The sequence below is a fragment of the Spiroplasma sp. ChiS genome, assembly GCF_002968355.1.
GTDB lineage: Bacteria > Bacillota_I > Bacilli_A > Mycoplasmatales > Mycoplasmataceae > Spiroplasma > Spiroplasma citri.
The window spans coordinates 1-3,952 of the sequence record NZ_PUUH01000006.1; the positions used below are offsets into that span (position 1 = coordinate 1).

3 protein-coding genes and 1 pseudogene are annotated in these 3,952 nt (G+C 23.4%); 1 reads left to right on the forward strand and 3 read right to left on the reverse strand.

The features are described from left to right. Positions 1 to 91: 91 nt before the first annotated feature. Positions 92 to 1,063, reverse strand: a complete 972-nt coding sequence (locus C6B38_RS00940) for an IS30 family transposase (RefSeq protein WP_105298312.1) — start codon at positions 1,061 to 1,063, stop codon at positions 92 to 94. Between the two features lie 57 nt (positions 1,064 to 1,120). Between C6B38_RS00940 and C6B38_RS00945 the strand changes: the two genes are divergently transcribed. Then, on the forward strand, positions 1,121 to 1,525 hold the full coding sequence (locus C6B38_RS00945) for a lipoprotein (RefSeq protein ID WP_105298313.1): 405 nt from the start codon (positions 1,121 to 1,123) through the stop codon (positions 1,523 to 1,525). 29 nt (positions 1,526 to 1,554) lie between these two features. On the opposite strand, the pseudogene C6B38_RS00950 reads toward C6B38_RS00945, so the two are convergent. Both C6B38_RS00950 and C6B38_RS00955 read right to left on the reverse strand, forming a co-directional pair. Next, positions 1,555 to 3,713 (reverse strand): annotated as a pseudogene (locus tag C6B38_RS00950) (spiroplasma phage ORF1-like family protein). Beyond that, the coding region (locus C6B38_RS00955) for a hypothetical protein (protein WP_199558535.1) at positions 3,713 to 3,952 on the reverse strand (240 nt) is incomplete at its 5' end. The gene C6B38_RS00955 and the pseudogene C6B38_RS00950, both read right to left, overlap by 1 nt.

A 3,952-nucleotide genomic window follows, 5' to 3' on the forward strand; every position in this document is an offset into this window, starting at 1 on the left:
TTTTATCCATATTTAAACACACTAAAAAAATAATTTTATAATTTTAATGACATATTTTATAATTTAATATACATTTTTAAATATTTATTGTTTATATATTCTGCAAAAACATTTCTTTAGCACTTATTCAATTTAAACACGGTCGGAGTTTTTCATTTATTACATTATTAACTACTCAATCAATTTGTTTTTGACTAACATTATTAAAATCAGTTCCAAGAGGAAATCATTTTCTAAACTCACTATTCATATTTTGAATTAAAGGTTTTTGACGAGGTTTGCCAACATCACAAAAATATACTTGTGTTTCAGCAAATATTTCCATTTCTCGTCATTCACTAAATTCTTTACCTCTATCTGTTATTATTCCTTTTATTTTTCCAATTAAATTATTGTTTATAACAATATCTTTAAACTTTTTCTCAACTTCCCTAGCAGTATGATTTTCTAATTTTATTGCAAAGTATTTTTTACTTGATTGTTCTACTAAAACTAAACAACTAGATTGATGGTTTTTTCCAACAACAGTATCTATTTCTAATCAACCAACATTAGAAACTTTATTTTCAATATCTCAAATTGACTTAAAATCATTTAATTTACCACGATTATCAGATTTTCCTTTTGTTTTATATTTTTTACCACGATGTCGCAAATTCTGTTTTAAAAAACCATAAAAACCTAAACGAATTCATTTATACAATTTTTTAACACAAACCGGAAATTTAACACCAAATTTTAAAAAATAACGATAAATAAATTTTCTCGGAGCATCAGGATATTTATTAAGTCTAATTTTCATAAAATTAATCTGTTCTTCAGTAAATTTACATCTTTTATTATTCTTTTTTCTTTTCTCATAATACATTTCATCTGACTTATAAGCACTATATTCTTTAATAGTTTTAAATCTCTTAATTTCTCGTAAAATAGTACTACGATGTCTATTCAAAAATTTAGCAATTACAGAAATATTCTGTTCACCATTCTTTTTTAAAAATATTTTTGATAATAATAATTGTTCTAATTTAACTTTATCCATAAAACTTAAATGACTATACATAACATTTATATACCTTTCATTAACTTATAAAATTAATATTTAATACAAAATATATATATGAAAATAATACTTAGCATAATAGGAGCAATCGGATTAACCGCAACAAGTACAACATCATTAATTAGTTGTCAAAAACCAAATAATAATGAAAACGGGGAAGGAGATAATAAACCAAAACCATCATATAATCCACAACAACCACCAAAAGATAGTAATTGAAAATTAATTGATAGAAGTTATTTTGAAAATGAAATTAAAAAACCAAATAATAAATGATATATTGGTATTATTCCATATAATGAAATTTACAAAATTTATAAAATAAAAAATAATTCTGAAAAAAATAATTCTATTAATCGACTTTTTACAAAATATGATAATGTTTATCGTTGAGATGGTGATGGTGAACGACAAACACCAACTATTGACAAAAACACCGGTGAAATTATTGACTGAAAATAACAAAAAGGAACTGAATAACAGTTCCTTTTTTATATTAATCGCACAAATTTCATAAAAATAATTAATAAAAAGATATTTGTTATTGTACTATACAATGCGGGATTAAATTTTCATACCTCAAATATTTGACTAAAAAAACTATATACTGTTTTAAAAACCTTACCAACACCACTCGCTAATTCATTAACTTGTTTAACACCGGGAATGGAATAGTATTGACAATTCAAATCACCGCATTTTTAATATGAGCACCAAAATCTCATCAGCCCTCTGGCGTTACATATTGCACTTGTCATCATTGTTTATCGGGGAACAAACCACCATTATTAATCTCTTGTAAGTTATAAATTCCAAAATTAAAATCATAATACCGGTACATATCATTCTCTTTTTGTGCTTGCAATTCAAAAACATTATAACCGATTTTTTGTTCTTCAATTTTTTTATATTGCAAACCATATTTATTTTGTAAATTACCGACAAAAACATAACCCGAATTTAACTTAATATCATAATTATTAGCAACCGAAAAATCATAATTAAAAACACTACCATAATTATTAATCGTATAAAACCGATTTTTAAATGCTGAATATAATTTAATATCTAATTGCTGATATTTATCCGAAAAATAAAAATATCGTGGGTAAATTTTAAAACCATTATTTACTAACAAACCATATTTTTTATTATAACCTTGAAAATAAGTATTATTTTCTAAATCAAAAATCGTACCTAAATAATTAGTATAAAATTTCTGTGAAATCTTAAACATACTATTTAATAATTTATCAAATTGCAATTTATCGTTAATATTCTCACTCAACAAAATATTATTAAAATTTTGTAATTTCAAAGCAAAAAAGTTAACTAAAACAGTATCATATTGTAAATTATCAATATATCCATTTTCAATAAACGAACTACGATTTTGAAGCACTGGCACCAAAGCACTTGCAAAAAACGACTGTAAAAACTTAGATAAATCAAACTGACCGCTAAACTGTTGATAATATTTTAAATCTTTACTATTTAATGATGCATAAATTGAACAATTAAAATTAAAAACCTCACCAGTTACCGTTCGGATAAAACTAAAATTAAAACTTAAATCATCATTATTAATATTATTTAATTCCAAACTACCAGAAATAATTAAATTTGCTTCATCAACAGTTAAAATCATCCGATAAATTGCTTTTTTAAAAATATTTTTAACATCCAATTCATCAACCGTCTCAAAATCAAAAATTATCCGCTTTGTACCAACCTTATTCGGATTTTCATAATCCGCACTACCACCTTGCTGAACTCTAATATTTTCCTGCAAAACAGAATATAAAGATAAATCAATAAATTCTTCTACGCGATTTTGTTGATAACTATTTCAATCAGTAATTTCACCGGTGTTTTTGTCAATAGTTGGTGTTTGTGGTTCACCATCACCATCTCAACGATAAACATTATCATATTTTGTAAAAAGTCGATTAATAGAATTATTTTTTTCAGAATTATTTTTTATTTTATAAATTTTGTAAATTTCATTATATGGAATAATACCAATATATCATTTATCATTTGGTTTTTTAATTTCTTTTTCAAAATAATTTCTATCAATTAATTTTCAATTATCTACTTTCAACTTAACTCTTGGATAATGATTTTCTTTATAACGGTCAATATTTTCCACAATTTCTTTCGATACATCAAACAACTGATATTTTACGGCAAAAGCATAAATAAAATCAGTTAAATCATTCAAAAAATTCTCCCTTTTAACATCATAAAATTTTTCAACCATATACTTATTTTTTAAACTATGTCATTGTTGATAATAAGACAAAAATATTTAATTTGGTTTATCATAAACAACTCCGGTTGAATAACTATCTTGTAAAAAATCTAAATACCATTTATCATTAAACAATAAATTTTTTGATGTTTTTAAAGTTGGATTAATAAAATAATTTGTTTCCGACCAATTTTCAAAAAAACTACTGCGTAAAAACATCGTATTAATAAAATCAGTTTCATTAATACCTTTATGATTACTTTTATTTTTATTCTCTTGTTTAAGCGTATAATGCTCCTCATTTAAGGGTCTAAACGCCGTTAAAGTAATAAATGGAATAACCAAATCCAAAAAAGTTAAAATAAATATGGCAAATAAATATGATAACTTACGCATTATTCTTTACCACCTTTCTTATTTCTAAAATTAATTATAAATAAAATACATCAAACTAATTCAAATCAAAAAAACAAATTTGCAAATAACATATATCAAAATAAAATGCCAAATTCATTAATTAATCTATCTCATTTATCGTAAATTGACCCAATAAATAAAGAAAAACCAAAACCAACAACTAAAATATATACTAATATTTCTCATCATTTTTCTTTTAAAAACTTTAAAATTTTAAT